At 67.2% G+C, this 13,644-nt stretch carries 14 protein-coding genes; 2 read left to right on the top strand and 12 right to left on the bottom strand.

Translation table 11 applies throughout. From position 1 onward, the window contains the following. Window positions 1-31 precede the first annotated feature (31 nt). Window positions 32-3,142, top strand: coding sequence for a transglycosylase domain-containing protein (locus tag F3I16_RS18310; RefSeq protein ID WP_160494982.1), 3,111 nt, complete (start codon window positions 32-34; stop codon window positions 3,140-3,142). Between the two features lie 33 nt (window positions 3,143-3,175). Here the strand turns inward: F3I16_RS18310 and F3I16_RS18305 are convergent, their stop codons facing one another. The 3 genes from F3I16_RS18305 to F3I16_RS18295 all read right to left on the bottom strand — a co-directional run bounded on the left by F3I16_RS18305 (window position 3,176) and on the right by F3I16_RS18295 (window position 4,956). Beyond that, window positions 3,176-3,397, bottom strand: a complete 222-nt coding sequence (locus tag F3I16_RS18305) for a VF530 family DNA-binding protein (RefSeq protein ID WP_160081768.1) — start codon at window positions 3,395-3,397, stop codon at window positions 3,176-3,178. A 65-nt stretch (window positions 3,398-3,462) separates the two neighbouring features. Continuing rightward, the gene (locus F3I16_RS18300; RefSeq protein WP_160494981.1) at window positions 3,463-3,993 is read right to left on the bottom strand and encodes an alpha/beta hydrolase; all 531 of its coding nucleotides are present in this window, start codon (window positions 3,991-3,993) and stop codon (window positions 3,463-3,465) included. 252 nt (window positions 3,994-4,245) lie between these two features. Then, complete coding sequence (locus tag F3I16_RS18295; protein WP_160494980.1) at window positions 4,246-4,956, bottom strand: DUF4349 domain-containing protein; 711 nt, start codon at window positions 4,954-4,956, stop codon at window positions 4,246-4,248. Between the two features lie 206 nt (window positions 4,957-5,162). Between F3I16_RS18295 and F3I16_RS18290 the strand changes: the two genes are divergently transcribed. Beyond that, the gene (locus tag F3I16_RS18290) at window positions 5,163-5,726 is read left to right on the top strand and encodes a hypothetical protein (RefSeq protein ID WP_256670225.1); all 564 of its coding nucleotides are present in this window, start codon (window positions 5,163-5,165) and stop codon (window positions 5,724-5,726) included. A gap of 178 nt (window positions 5,727-5,904) precedes the next feature. Here F3I16_RS18290 and F3I16_RS18285 read toward each other — a convergent pair whose 3' ends face one another. From F3I16_RS18285 to F3I16_RS18245, 9 genes are all read right to left on the bottom strand, one after another. Further along, on the bottom strand, window positions 5,905-7,032 hold the full coding sequence (locus tag F3I16_RS18285) for a GNAT family N-acetyltransferase (RefSeq protein WP_160494978.1): 1,128 nt from the start codon (window positions 7,030-7,032) through the stop codon (window positions 5,905-5,907). A gap of 84 nt (window positions 7,033-7,116) precedes the next feature. Further along, window positions 7,117-8,433 (bottom strand): OprO/OprP family phosphate-selective porin, encoded by a 1,317-nt coding sequence (locus F3I16_RS18280; RefSeq protein WP_160494977.1) that lies wholly within the window; start codon window positions 8,431-8,433, stop codon window positions 7,117-7,119. Window positions 8,434-8,675: 242 nt separating this feature from the next. Beyond that, the gene (locus tag F3I16_RS18275; protein WP_160494976.1) at window positions 8,676-9,272 is read right to left on the bottom strand and encodes a DoxX family protein; all 597 of its coding nucleotides are present in this window, start codon (window positions 9,270-9,272) and stop codon (window positions 8,676-8,678) included. Window positions 9,273-9,283: 11 nt separating this feature from the next. After that, complete coding sequence (locus tag F3I16_RS18270) at window positions 9,284-9,979, bottom strand: DUF2063 domain-containing protein (protein WP_160494975.1); 696 nt, start codon at window positions 9,977-9,979, stop codon at window positions 9,284-9,286. Then, window positions 9,976-10,821, bottom strand: a complete 846-nt coding sequence (locus F3I16_RS18265; protein WP_160494974.1) for a DUF692 domain-containing protein — start codon at window positions 10,819-10,821, stop codon at window positions 9,976-9,978. Before F3I16_RS18265 ends, F3I16_RS18270 begins: the two co-directional genes overlap by 4 nt. A 12-nt stretch (window positions 10,822-10,833) precedes the next feature. Continuing rightward, entirely contained in the window at window positions 10,834-11,145 is a 312-nt protein-coding gene (locus F3I16_RS18260; RefSeq protein ID WP_160494973.1) for a hypothetical protein, read from the bottom strand. Between the two features lie 314 nt (window positions 11,146-11,459). After that, entirely contained in the window at window positions 11,460-11,690 is a 231-nt protein-coding gene (locus F3I16_RS18255; RefSeq protein ID WP_160494972.1) for an anti-sigma factor, read from the bottom strand. Continuing rightward, entirely contained in the window at window positions 11,684-12,286 is a 603-nt protein-coding gene (locus F3I16_RS18250; RefSeq protein WP_372239658.1) for an RNA polymerase sigma factor, read from the bottom strand. Before F3I16_RS18250 ends, F3I16_RS18255 begins: the two co-directional genes overlap by 7 nt. Before the next feature lie 232 nt (window positions 12,287-12,518). After that, window positions 12,519-13,640 (bottom strand): beta-ketoacyl-ACP synthase III, encoded by a 1,122-nt coding sequence (locus F3I16_RS18245; RefSeq protein WP_160494970.1) that lies wholly within the window; start codon window positions 13,638-13,640, stop codon window positions 12,519-12,521. Window positions 13,641-13,644 lie beyond the last annotated feature (4 nt).

Raw genomic sequence — 13,644 nt, 5'->3', positions numbered from 1 at the left:
GCTTGCTTCCCGGGTGGCCAGGCCGATCCCCATGGGCGTTCTATGGCAGTCAAACGCACCGCAGACCGCGCGCCCCGTGGGCGACTCCGAGCCCCTGTCGTCGCCGCAAAAACCGCCGCCGCGCAAACGCCGCAAGACCTGGCTGTGGCTCGCCCTGCTGGCCGCCCTCGCCGGCCTCGGCCTGGCCCTGCGCCAGGAGCTGGACACGGCCAGGCTGCAGGCCCGCGAATTCAGCCGCTACGCCGCCGAGCTGAGCTACCAGCTGCAACCCGGGCCGAGCACGGCGATCCACTATCCGGCGGCCGGGCCGTTCGACAAGCGCCTCGGCTACGCCAGCCTGCCGCAGCTGCTGGAGCGCCTGCAGCAACGCGGCTTCCTGGTCGCCGAGCAGGTGCGTTTCTCCCCCGCCCTGCTCGACTACAGCCAGAGCGGCTACTTCCCGCCGTTTCGCGAAAAGCCGCAGGCCGGCCTGACCATCAGTGACTGCCGCGGCCTGCCGCTGTACCAGTTCCGCTACCCGCAACAGCTGTACGCCAGCTTCGCCGAGATCCCGCCGCTGATCGTCGGCAGCCTGCTGTATATCGAGAACCGCCACCTGCTCGACCCCGACCAGCCCCAGGCCAACCCGGCGGTGGACTGGCCGCGCTTCGCCAAGGCCGCGCTGTCGCAGCTCGGCAAGCTGTTCGGGGTGCAGGAGCAGTCGGCCGGCGGCAGCACCCTGGCCACCCAGCTGGAGAAATACCGCCACTCGCCGGACGGCCGCACCCCCTCCGCCCGCGACAAGCTGCGGCAGATGGTTTCCGCCAGCGTGCGCGCCTACCAGCAGGGCCCGGACAGCCTCGCCGCGCGCCAGACCATAGTGCGCGACTACCTCAACAGCGTGCCGCTCTCCGCCGCCCCCGGGCATGGCGAAGTGCACGGCCTGGCCGACGGCCTGCGGGTGTGGTTCGGCGCCGACTTCGCCCAGGTCAATGCCCTGCTCGACCCGCAGCGCACCCCGCAGGTGCGCGACAGCGAGCGCGGCCAGGCCCTGCGCCAGGTGCTGGCGCTGATGATCGCCCAGCGCCGCCCGTCCTATTACCTGACCAAGGGCCGCCGCGAGCTGGAAGCCCTGACCGACAGCCATATCCGCGTGCTGGCCGCCGGCGGGGTGATCGGCTGGGCCCTGCGCGACGCGGCGCTGGGGCAGACCCTGCATTTTCGCGACCTGGCGCTGCACCCGGCGATCCAGCCGGTGCAGAGCAACAAGGGCATCAGCGTGGCGCGCACGCGCCTGTCCAACCTGCTCGACCTGCCGCTGTACGACCTCGACCGCCTCGACCTGGCCGCCAGCAGCACGCTCAACGCCGAGCTGCAGCAGCAGGTCAGCGCCTACCTGCGGCAGCTGGCCGACCCCGAGTTCGCCGGGCAGATCGGCCTGTACGGCGAACGCCTGCTGTCGCCGGAAAAGACCGCCGAGGTGCGCTACAGCTTCACCCTGTTCGAACGCACCCCGGCCGGCGCGCGGGTGCGGGTGCAGACCGACAACACCGACCAGCCCTTCGACATCAACGAGGGCAGCAAACTGGAACTGGGCTCCACCGCCAAGCTGCGCGTGCTGACCACCTACCTGGAGGTGATGGCCGAGCTGCACGCCCGCTACGCCGGGCAGAGCGCCGAGCAGCTGCGCCAGGTCGAGGTGGCCGCCCAGGACCACCTGACCCGCTGGGCCCTCGACCAGCTGATCGCCCAGCCCGGGCTGGACCTGCGCGCCCTGCTCGACGCGGCCCTGGAGCGCAAGTATTCGGCCAGCCCCTACGAGCGCTTCTTCACCGGCGGCGGGCTGCACAGCTTCAGCAACTTCAAGCGCGAGGACAACGGCCGCATCCCCACCCTGCGCGAGGCCCTGCGCGAGTCGATCAACCTGCCGTTCATCCGCCTGCTGCGCGACCTGGTGCGCTACAGCACCTACCACGGCGAGAGCAACAGCGCCGAGCTGCTGGGCGACGACAAGAACCCGCTGCGCGCCGACTACCTCAAGCGCTTCGCCGACCGCGAAGGCACCACCTTCCTCCTGCGCTTCTGGCGCAAGTACCAGGGCAAGACGGCCCAGGAACGCCTCGACACCTTCCTCGACGGCCTGCGCCATACGCCCACCCGCCTGGCCGCCGTGCACCGCTACCTGATGCCCGAGGTGGACGAAGCCACCTTCGCCGCCTTCCTCGAGGCCCACCTGCCGCAGGCCAGGCTGACCGACAAGAAGATCCACAGCCTCTACCTGGACTACGGTCCCGGCGCCTGGAGCCTGCCCGACCAGGGCTATATCGCCCGCGTGCACCCGCTGGAGCTGTGGCTGCTGGGCTACCTGATCGAGCAGCCGCAGGCCAGTTTCAAGGACGCCGTGGCGGCCAGCGGCAAGGAGCGCCAGGAGGTCTACGGCTGGCTGTTCAAGAGCCGCCACAAGAGCGCCCGCGACAGCCGCATCCGCAGCATGCTGGAGGTGGAGGCCTTCCTCGATATCCACCAGCGCTGGCAACGGCTGGGCTATCCGTTCGACCACCTGGTGCCGTCGCTGGCCACCGCCATCGGCAGCTCCGGCGACCGCCCGGCGGCGCTGGCCGAGCTGATGGGGATCATCCAGAACGACGGCATCCGCCAACCCAGCGTGCGCATCGACACCCTGCAGTTCGCCAGCGCCACGCCCTACGAGACCCACCTGTTGCAGAACGCCCAGCGCGGCGAGCGGGTGCTGCCCTCGGCAGTCGCCGCGGCCCTGCGCGAAGCCCTGTCGCAGGTGGTCGAAGCCGGCACCGCGCGACGCCTGCACGGCAGCTTCAGCCTGGCCGACGGCAGCCCGCTGACCCTCGGCGGCAAGACCGGCACCGGCGACAACCGGGTGGAAAGCGTCACCCGCGGCGGCCACGTGCTCAGCTCACGGGCGCTGAACCGCACCGCCACCTTCGTCTTCTACCTCGGCCCGCGCCACTTCGGCACCCTCACCGCCTTCGTGCCGGGCCAGGCGGCGGAGAACTTCCGCTTCACCTCGGCGCTGCCGGTGCAGGTGCTCAAGGGCATGGCGCCGATCCTCAGTCCCTACCTGCAGGCCGGCGCCCAGACCGGCTGCGCGCTGCCGCTGAGCGCGCCCCAGGTGCGCAATCGCTGAATGCGGGTTATCGCGGAAGGATGCTGGATCAGCTCAGCCCTTGCTGCGCATCTGCACGAACAGCGCCTCGACCTTCTCCCGCGCCCAGGGCGTCTTGCGCAGGAAGGTCAGGCTCGACTTGATGCTCGGATCGCTCTTGAAGCAGCGGATGTCGATGCGCTTGGCCAGGCCATCCCAGCCGTAGCGCGCCACCAGTTCGGTGAGCAGCTGTTCCAGGGTGATGCCATGCAGGGGGTTCTTCGCTTGTTCGCTCACGGTGGGCCTGTGTGATGTGCAATTGCAGGACGCCAAGTTAACCACAAGTCGGCAGGCACGCCGCCTCAGTCCAGCAACGACTGCAGCAGCGCCCGTCCCTGCGGCCAGTCATCCAGGCCGCTGTCGCCGTTGATATGCCCGGCCGCGCCGATATTGGCCCAGCGGCTGCCCCAACGCTGCGCCGCGCCGTGGGCGTGTTCCAGGCTGGAAAAGGGGTCGTTGCTGCTGGCCACCAGCAGGCTGGGAAAGGCCAGCGGCAGGTCGGGCACCGGCACGAAGCCGTCGATGCCGAGTTGCGCGGCCGGGCCTTCCGGGTCCGGCGGGGCCACCAGCATGGCGGCGCGGATCGTCAGGCGGGTCTGCGCCGCCCAGTGCGCCACCAGCCCGCAGCCCAGGCTGTGGGCGACCAGCACGGTATGCGGGCCGCTGGCGGCGACCGCCTGCTCCAGCGCCGCCACCCATTCGCTGCACACAGGGCGCCACCAGTCGCGCTGCTCGACCCGGCGAAAACGCGGATCGGCCTGCTGCCAGCGGCTCTGCCAATGCGCGGGGCCGGAGCCGCCGTAGCCGGGGATGATCAGGAATGTGTCGTCCATCTGCTGCGCCCTCCGTCGGCAAGAAGCGTAATCATGGCTATGTACCAGTTCCCTGTTGCACAGGCCATCGCGCTTTAGTGGGAGCGGATTTATTCGCGATAAACAGGCGGCTCGGCGTAGGCCCTGATCGCGAATGAATTCGCTCCCACCAACAGCCAGAGCAGCCACCGCGAGCGTTTGAGCCAAACAACAGCAACGCGTAACAGGTACATGGCTGCAATCATGCCCGGCTGGTCGCCATGGCAGCCAGCCTCACTCGCGGATGATGAACAGCTTGGTCACGAACCACTCGGTGCCCTTGTACAGGTAGCCCAGCGGCCCGTAGATGGTCGCCGGCTTCGGCGCCTCCTGCTGGCGCAGCTCGACGCGGATCGTGGCCATCTGGATCTGGTCCTTGAGGATGCGCATGCGCGCCTGCATGGAGTCGATCTCCGACTGGATGCGGTTCAGCTCGCTCTCGATCTGCAGGATGTCCTGGATGTCCCTGGCCTTGCCGAGCAGCTCCTTGAGGCGGTCACGCAGGGCGATGTTGTTCTGCAGGCGGGTTTCCACGTCGACATACTGCTCGGTGACGTCCTCGCCCTTGACGTGGCGCGAGAGCACCTTGCCGCTCTGCTCGACGCTGCCCAGGGCCGTCTCGAAGGCATCCGCCGGCACGCGGAAGACGAAACTCTGGCTGTGATCGCCGTAGTCGCTCTTCTCCTCGACATAGCCGCCCAGCGCCAGCATGCGCTCGCTGAGCTGGCTGCGGGCCTTGCCCATGTCCTGCACCTGCAGGGAGAAATCGGCGGTCCACACCAGCAGGCGCCCGGAGGCCTTGCCCTGCACCGGCGCGCTCGGCGCCGCGGTGGCGGACTCGGCGGCCGCCGCGCCGATGTCACGGCCGTGGGTGGAACACCCGGCCAGGGTCCCCAGAACAAACAGCAGGGCCAGGGCGGCCCATTGATTCAGGTAGTTTTTCATCCGTTGCGCCCTCTTGGCTCATCCCTGTTGAACAGGCGCGGATCATACGGGGATCGACCGCCGCCTGGCGTGACCGCATTCGCGCCCGCCCCGGCGAAAGGCCGGTGTTGTGCTGCGGCGATAATCGAGCCTGTTATGCAAACGTCATCATTTCGTCACCTGGCGCAGCGAGACTCTCTTGCCATTCGTCCTGGGGAGGTAATTTGATGTCCGTGAAATCCATGTTCAAACCTGTATCCATCGCTCTGCTGGCCGCGGCCATGGCCGCCTGCAGCAGCCAGGCTCCGGCGCCGAAGGCGGAAAGCCTGAACAACGAAGACTGGTACCAGGTGCGCACCGAGGAAAGCCTCTACCTGTTCGACGACGCCACGGTCTACCGTGACTTCCTCGTCAGCGGCAAGGCGCCCTACCTGAAAGATCTGCAGCAGAAGGACAAGTACGGCCAGAACATCGTGCTGGCCCTGCGCGCCGAGGATCAGGGCAAGGATCTGAACAAGATCGCCGCCTACCAGTTCCTCAACCGCAGCCTGCCGCCGGCCGCCAGCTTCTACGGCGAGATCCGTCAGGAAGGCATCATCTATGTGGGCCAGCGCTACGGCGACATGGTCGACGTGAACACCATCGGCGAGCCGATCTTCCGCCACACCGAGGTCGCCAGCGGCCCGAACGGCGAGCGCGTGGTCTACCTGCTGCAGAAAGAAGAGAAGAAGCCGGAAAAACTGATCAAGCAGTTCCAGATCAACAACGGCATCACCCCGGCCAAGGGCTGATCGCCAGCGCCGTATCGACCCGGCCCGGGGCAATCCCGGGCCGGGTTTTCGCCGTTGCGCCCTGGCACCGGCTCACGTGCTCCCGTAGGGTGCGCCATGCGCGCCGGGGACCCTCTGCGGCTTGTCTGGTGCGCGCGGCGCCCCCTACGCTGAAGCCCCCACCCGGCGAGCTATTGGCTCAGCCACGCCGGTAGGGCAAGGCTTGCCGGGCCTGCTCCAGATAAGCCAGGACATGCTCGCGCTCTTCCTGCAGGAAATCCGCCACCGCCGCGCGCAGGCCGGCATGCTCCAGGTAATGCCAGGACTGCGTCAGCACCGGCTCGAAGCCACGCACCAGCTTGTGCTCGCCCTGCGCCCCGGCGTCGAAACGCTGCAGCCCGCCGGCAATCGCCTGTTCGATGCCCTGGTAGAAACAGGTCTCGAAGTGCAGGTTGGCGGACTCCTGCAAACAGCCCCAGTAGCGCCCGTAAAGGCATTCAGCATCGCGCAGCAGGAAGGCCATGGCCACCGGCCGCGTGCCCTGCTGCACCAGGTTGACGCGAATGGCGGCGGGCATGCGCTCGGCCAGCAGGCTGAAGAATTCGCGGCTCAGGTAGGGCGACTGGCCGCGCAGCCAGTAGGTGTTGGCGTAGCAGCGATAGACGAAGTCCCACTGCGCCTCGCTCAGCTCATCTCCGGCCAGCCAGGTGAACTCCAGGCCCTGCCCGGCCACCAGTTCGCGTTCCTTGCGCACCTGCTTGCGCTTGCGCGAGGCGAAACCGTCGAGAAAATCCTGGAAGTCGCGGTAGCCGCGGTTGAACCAGTGGAACTGGCAACCGCTGCGCTGCAGCCAGCCCGGCTGGCGGGCCAGCAGCGCCGCCTCGGCCGGTTCGGTGAAGTTCAGGTGCCAGCTCGACAGGCCCTGCTCCCCCAGCGTGGCGCTCACTGCCTGCAGCAGCTGGGCACAGGCCGCCGGGGCGCCGAGCAGGCGCGGGCCGACCACCGGCGAGAACGGCACGGCCGTCAGCAGCTTGGGGTAGTAGGCGATGCCGGCACGCTGGCAAGCCTCGGCCCAGCCCCAGTCGAACACGTATTCGCCGTGCGAGTGGCTCTTGATCCAGGCCGGCAGGATGGCGCGCAGCTCGCCGCCCGCGTCACGCCAGAGGCGATGGCTGGGTTGCCAGCCGGTGGCGGCCACGGCGCTGCCGCTGTCCTCCAGGCAAGCGAGGAAGGCATGGCGCAGGAAGGGCTGGGCGGCGCCGGGCAGCAGCGCATCCCAGTCGGCGGCGGCGATCTGGCGGATCGAATCGAGGGTCTGTACGGGCATGCCGCAGTGTCCCTTTTCCCCGGGACGAAAAAAAGCCCCGCCAATGGCGGGGCTTAAAGGAGCAGTCAGATGATGGGGTCTGACTTAGAACACGTACTGGGCACGCAGGGAGATGGCCTGGCCATCGTCGTCGTCATGCTCGCCACGCTTCTGCACGGCAACGGTTTCGGCATCCGACTTGGTCATCAGGTAGTTCAGCGACAGCTTGACGGCTTCGTTGGCGTACCAGTTCACACCCAGGGTGTGGACGTCGGCGGTGGTTTCGTCGATACCGGCCACGCCCAGGTTCTCGTCGTCATCCTCGACGGTCAGGTTGTCGAAGCGGTAGAACACTTCCCAGGCACCGTACTGCTTGTCAGCCGGCTTGATGGTGTCGAACTTGGCGCCATCGAGTTTGTACACGCGCGATTCGCCGGTCAGGGTGTAGGCCAGCTGGGCGTTGTAGCCGGTGGCTTCGCGATCGCCATTGTCATCGGCGCCGGTCAGGTCACGCTTGAGGTATTCGCTCTGCACCGAGAACGGGCCGTACATGTAGGCGAATTCCAGGCCGACCACGCTGTCGTCGTCGAAGCCTGCGGCGTTGCCATCGGCACCGGCCAGCAGCACCTTGCCGGTGTTGCTCGAACCGCCCTGGTCGACGCCACGTACGCCCAGACGGCTGTCGATCTTGCCGTCAAAAGCCTTGGCGCCGCCGTAGGTACGGGTCGCGTAGTCCAGACCGAAATGCAGCACCTGGGTTTCGCTGACGATCGGGGCGATCACGCCACGGGCGAAGAAGCTGTTGACGTCCTTGCCGTCGCTGTCTTCCAGGTAGTCGCCCTTGTCCTGCTGCTGGACGCTGGCCGAACCGTAGAACATGCCGCCGTAGGTGCCGTTGACCTGCACGCCCATGCCGTCTTCGTGGTCGGTGGTCCAGGAAGCCAGGTCCAGTACCGAGGAGCGCTCGATGGCGGTGACCCACTTGGAGCTGGTGGCTTTTTCCAGGCTGTAGTCGGGGTCGAAACGACCGATCTTGATGTTGATCGGAGTGAAGCCGGTGTAGGTGATGGTGGCTTCGTCGAACTTCTGGCTCGAACCCGACTTGTCGGCGAAGTCGTAGTTGATCTGGTAGCGCCAGTCCTTGTAGTTGCCGCCCAGTTCCAGCTGAGCGCGACGGAAATAGGCTTCGTTGCCCGCGTCGTTGTTCTTGGTATAGAAACCGTCGAACTGATCGAAGTCGGCCTGCAGACGGCCACCCAGCTTGAAGCTGTACTGTTTGTCGGTGGTGGCGACTTCCAGACCGCTCTTGGTCTTGATAACGATGTCGGTACCGTCAGTGGTCACGGTGCCGGCGAAAGCCTGGGCGGAAACGGCCAGAGCCAGGGCGCTGGTTACGAAACCGGCGAAGTGCTTACGGATCATCGAAAATTCCCCTATTGGTCTTTTGCGTTGAAAACACGCGGGCAACTGCCCTTGGTGCTGGAGGGGAATCTTGGCGGGGGGTTATTTCAGCCCGGTTTCTGATATATGAAAGTTCGATGACAGCGGAACTTTTTACTCCGTTTACTAATAAGCAAAGTCAGAGCACGTCCCGGCGCCCTTCAGGCGCCCCGCGCCGGGGCGCCGGGCCGGCCTCGGGCGGGAAAAACCCGGGTCATTTCGGCTCAGGGGCGGCGCCAGCGCCGTGCCAACCAGTAGTCCAGGCTGACCCAGCGCCCGGCCCCGGTGAAGAACAGCGCCAGCAGCATCAGCAGGTAGGTGGCGGCGAACTCGATGCCGTTGTTCAGCACCACCAGCTTGCCGCTGCTGGTCAGCCAGTCGTAGTTGCCGTGCGCCTTGAGCAGGGCGCGCGCCCGTTCGAGCTTCTCCACCGAGGCCAGCACCCGTTCGTTGGCGAAGGGCGCGGACGGATCGGCGATCGCCTGCCAGCCGAACGGCCAGTGCACGCTGGCGATCGCCACCAGCATGGTCACCATCAGCGGGATGCTGATCCAGCGCAGGGCCAGGCCGAACAGCAACAGCAGCGCCCCACCCGTCTCGGTCAGCGCCGCCAGCCAGGCCAGCAGCGTGGGGAACGGCAGGCCCAGGCCCCAGTCCGGGTTGCCGAACCAGGCGATGGTCGCCGGCATGTCGGCCAGCTTGTGCGTGCCGGCCATCCAGAAGATCGGCACCAGGTACAGGCGCAGCAGCAACGGGCCGAGAAAATCGAGGCGACGCGTGGCGTCCAGGGCATCCTGGAGGCGATTGAGCAGGGTCAGCATGGGCAGCTCCGCTAGAAGAGAATGTCCTGGCGCCGCCAGTCATCCAGCAGCGCACGGGCATGGTTGAAATAGCTCGCATCGGCGACCAGGCCGCTTTCCTCGGCCACGGCCGGCAGCGCCGCGGCGCTGTCCTCGCCGGCCTGCAGGCGCAGGGCCAGGCGGTAGGCGAACGGCGACAGCTGCTGGAAACGCACCTTGTCCGCGCGATCACGCCAGGCCAGCAGGCAGGTCGGCTCGGCCGGCGGCTGCGCCGGGCGGTATTCGGCGCTCAGCCGCTGCACCGGCCAGACATAGGCCAGCGGCCAGGCCAGGGGCGACCAGCCGTGCGCGGGCAGCTCCGCGCAGGCCACATCCAGGGCCAGCTCGACCCGCTCGTAGTGCGCCAGTTCGAGGAGGAACGGTGGATCATCCGCCTCGGCGACGAAGCCCTGCTGCAGCCAGGCGATGAACTCCTCGCCGATCTGCAGGAAGTACGGCGTGCGGCAGCAGTGCCCGGCGATGAAGCTGCGCACCAGGCGCTGCCAGCGCGCGTCCTCGAACAGCCGGCGCAGCACCGGGAAACCGCTGTCCAGGAAGCTCTCGATATTGTTGAAGAACAGCGCCTCGTACACCGCCATGCGCTCGCCGGGGATGCCCGCCAGCAGCACCTGCGCCGCGGGTTGGCGGATGCGCGCGGCGAAGGCCGCCTGGGCCTGCACGGCGTTCATGCCGCCGACTCCCGGCGCCTGCCGGCCAGCTGCTGCAGGGCACGGATCTGCGCCACCTCGGCATACAGCTCGGCCAGCGGCGGGAAGTTGAAATCACGTTCGAGCAGGGTCGGACGCACGCCGTGGCGGGCGTAGGCATGTTCCAGCAGGGCCCACACTGGGTCGCACACCGGCGCGCCGTGGGTGTCGATCTTCAGGCCGGCGGCCTCGTCGGAATGCCCGGCCATGTGCAGGTAGGCGATGCGTTCGCCGGGCATGGCGTCGATGTAGGCGCGCGGGTCGAAACTGAAATTGCTCGCGTTGACGTAGACGTTGTTGATGTCCAGCAGCAGCCGGCAATCGGCCTCCGCCAGCACCGCGCGAATGAAGGTGGCCTCGTCCAGCTCGCCGGGCAGGCGCGCATAGGCCGAGACGTTCTCGATGATCAGCGGCCGCTGCAGCACCTCCTGCACCGTGCGGATACGCGCGGCGACGCGGCGCACCGACTCGTCGCTGAACGACAGCGGCATCAGGTCGTACAGCTGGCCATCGTCGGCACAGGCCGACAGGTGCTCGCTGTAACCACGGATGCCATGCTCGTCGAGGAAGGCCTTGATGGCCTCGAGCAGCTCGAAATCGAGCGGAGCGAAGCCACCGAGGTTGAGCGACAGACCATGGCAGAGAAACGGCAGGCGCTCGCTCAGGCTGCGCAGCTGGCGGGCGAAGCGCCCGCCCACGCCGATCCAGTTTTCCGGGGCGATTTCGAGGAAATCCACCTGCCCCTCGGCGCTGTCGACCAGCGCCGGGAGCAGGCCGCGACGCAGGCCGAGGCCGGCGCCACTGACGAAAGGCTGCGAGGTCATGTGCGCCGTTCCTTACTCGGCCTTTGCCGCGCCGCAGCTGCCTTCCTTGGCCATCTTGCCCTCCTCGCCACAGCTGCCTTCCTTGGCGGCTTTCTCGCCACCGCATTTGCCTTCGCCGGCCTTGCTGCCGTCGGCGGCCTTCATCTCGCCACCGCACTTGCCTTCGCCACAGGAACCTTCGTGGCCCTTCTCGTGAGCCGCCAGGCTGTAGCCGCTGCTCAGCTCCTCGGCGGCGAACGGGTTGCCGGCCGCCTGGGCGGTGAGCGCGGCGGTGCTCAGCAGGGCGGCGCCCAGGGTGGCGACAACGGTATTCAGCTGTTTCATGGAGTCTCTCCGGAGGTGGTTGGTTGCTGGAGGCCGGCATGGCCCCCTCGCAACACTAGACCCAGCAGACTACGGGGCGTTACAGCGCGGCGAAAAGTTTTTTCTGCGCCTGGCCGGCGCGCCGAGTGGGCACGGGTTGATCCGGTCAATGGCGGCCGAAGCCGCTGCCGTAGAACACGCCCGGCCGACGAACGACGCTAAGGCGCTAAGGGCCCCCGCTCTTCGTGGGAGCGGATTTATCCGCGAAAGATCGCGGCTGGAGCCGTGGCCACCAGCATCACCCAGGCCGCAGAAAGCGCCGGCTGGCAGATCGCTCAGGGCTTGCGGCGCTGTTGCGCCAGGCGCTCGGCCAGGGCCTCCAGCTCGGGGATGGCCGTCTCGGGCAGGGCGCGCAGCACGCCCTGGGTCACCTTCATCTGGCGGATGAAGCGCCGGCAGTGGCGACACATGGCCAGGTGCGCGCGCACGCTCAGACGCTCGCGCAGGCTCAGCTGGCCGTCGAGAAAATCACTGGAGTGGGCTACCAGTTCCTTGCAGCTCAGCATTGGCCGGTCTCCTCGAAATGCTCCAGGGTGGCGAACACCTTGAGCCGGGCACGGTGCAGCAGCACCCGCACATTGGAGAGCGAAAGCTCGAGAAGATTACAGATCTCCTCCAGCTCCAGGCCCTGGCGCTCGCGCAGCAGCAGCACGCTGGCCTGCATCTCGGAGAGGCTGGCCAGGGTCTTTTCCAGGCACTGGCGCAGCTCGTCCTCGCCCAGCAGGGCCTCGGGCGAATCCTCGTGCCAGGCGTGCGGCGGCGTCTGCCAGTGGCCGCTGGCGGCGAAACGTTCGTCGCCGAGCGTGCCATGGGGCGCCGGCAGGTCATCCAGCAGCACCTCGCGGCGATGCTGCTTGAGGCGGCTCTTGGCGGTATTGGCGGTGATGGTCAGCAGCCAGGTCTTCAGGCTGGAGCGGCACTGGAAGCCGTCCAGATTGCGCACCACGGCCAGCCAGGCGTCCTGCACCACCTCGTCGGCATTGCGGCTGCCGACTATGGCATAGGCCACCGCGCGCATGGCGCCCTGGTAGGTCGCCACCAGCTCGCGGAAGGCCTGCTGCTCGCCCGCCAGCAGGCGCGGCAGCAGATCATCATCGCTCATAGGCATAGACAAAATCAGCTTAAGGTCGTCGCGAGCGCAGGGCAGGCGGCGATACGCAGTAACAGCCGCAGGCTGGTCAAACAGGCGAGGGCGCGGAGTTTACGTGTTGTAAATGAGCAGTACTCACTCCGTTCGCCCTCACGGGTCGCCCCTTGGGCGTTCAGTGGCAAGCCACTGTCCGAGCCTGTTTTCAACGCAGCATGACCAAGCGCAGCAGACATTAAGTTGATTTTCAGTGCTTGCGCAGGATCACGCTGCCGATGGAGTAACCCGCACCGAAGGAGCTGAGCACGCCCAGCGCGCCACTGGGCAGGTCGTCCTGGTGCTTGTGCAAGGCGATCACCGAACCGGCCGAACTGGTGTTGGCGTAGGTGTCGAGGATCACCGGCGCCTCGCCCTCTTCGGCGTCGCGGCCGAGCAGCTTGCGGGCGATCAGCAGGTTCATGTTGAGGTTGGCCTGGTGCAGCCAGAAGCGCTTCACGTCGCCGACATTCAGCTGGTTCTCGGCCAGGTGCGCGGCGATCAGCTCGGCGACCATCGGGCAGACATCGCGGAACACCTTGCGGCCTTCCTGGACGAACAGCTTGTCCGGGGCACCGATGCCCTCTTCCGCGGCGCGGTTGAGGAAACCGAAGTTGTTGCGGATGTTGTTGGAGAACTGGGTCAGCAGCTTGGTGCCGACGATGTCCCACTGGTGGGCCGAGGTCGCCAGGTCGGCGCGTTCGACTATCACCGCGGTGGCGGCATCGCCGAAGATGAAGTGGCTGTCGCGGTCGCGGAAGTTCAGGTGGCCGGTGCAGATCTCCGGGTTGACCATCAGCACGGCGCGGGCCTGGCCGGTCTGCACGGCGTTGTTCGCCGCCTGCAGGCCGAAGGTGGCCGAGGAGCAGGCCACGTTCATGTCGTAGCCCCAGCCCTGGATGCCGAGGGCCGCCTGCACTTCGATGGCCACCGCCGGGTAGGCGCGCTGCAGATTGGAGCAGGCGACTATCACCCCGTCGATATCGGCGACGGTCTTGCCGGCGCGCTGCAGGGCTTGCTTGGCGGCGCCGACGGCCATCTCGCAGAGGATGCCCCACTCGTCGTTGGACCGCTCGGGGATGCGCGGGGTCATGCGCTGCGGGTCGAGAATGCCGGCCTTGTCCATCACGTAGCGGCTCTTGATGCCCGACGCCTTCTCGATGAAGGCCACGCTGGACTCGCTCAGCGCCTCGACCTCGCCACGCTCGATGGCGGCGGCGTTGTCGCTGTTGAACTGCTGAACGTAGCTGTTGAAGGAAGCCACCAGCTCCTCGTTGGAGATGCTGTTAGCCGGGGTATACAGGCCAGTGCCACTGATTACGGCTTTGTGCACGGGG

The sequence above is a fragment of the Pseudomonas sp. L-22-4S-12 genome, assembly GCF_009799935.1.
GTDB lineage: Bacteria > Pseudomonadota > Gammaproteobacteria > Pseudomonadales > Pseudomonadaceae > Aquipseudomonas.
The sequence above is the reverse complement of the archived record's forward strand: the minus strand, read 5'-3'. Positions and strand labels throughout refer to the sequence as shown.